General features: G+C 53.0%; 1 rRNA gene. It reads left to right on the top strand.

The window, feature by feature from the left end:
- Positions 1-564, top strand: a 16S ribosomal RNA gene (locus C1A38_RS32695); the annotation flags it as partial.

The raw sequence follows: 564 nt of genomic DNA, 5'->3' as shown, positions 1-564 counted from the left end.
AGTTGCTGCAGTTAAAAAGCTCGTAGTTGGATCCTGGGAGCGGGCGGGCGGTCCGCCGCGAGGCGAGCCACCGCCCGTCCCCGCCCCTTGCCTCTCGGCGCCCCCTCGATGCTCTTAGCTGAGTGTCCCGCGGGGCCCGAAGCGTTTACTTTGAAAAAATTAGAGTGTTCAAAGCAGGCCCGAGCCGCCTGGATACCGCAGCTAGGAATAATGGAATAGGACCGCGGTTCTATTTTGTTGGTTTCTAGGACCGCCGTAATGATTAATAGGGATAGTCGGGGGCATCAGTATTCAATCGTCAGAGGTGAAATTCTTGGATCGATTGAAGACTAACTACTGCGAAAGCATTTGCCAAGGATGTTTTCATTAATCAAGAACGAAAGTTGGGGGCTCGAAGACGATCAGATACCGTCCTAGTCTCAACCATAAACGATGCCGACCAGGGATCGGCGGATGTTGCTTATAGGACTCCGCCGGCACCTTATGAGAAATCAAAGTCTTTGGGTTCCGGGGGGAGTATGGTCGCAAGGCTGAAACTTAAAGGAATTGACGGGAACCCGCACA

The organism is Verrucosispora sp. ts21 (genome assembly GCF_002879555.1).
In the GTDB taxonomy this organism is placed as follows: Bacteria; Actinomycetota; Actinomycetes; order Mycobacteriales; family Micromonosporaceae; genus Micromonospora; species Micromonospora gifhornensis.
Note: the sequence above shows the minus strand (reverse complement) of the source record. Positions and strands in the feature narration are given on the sequence as shown.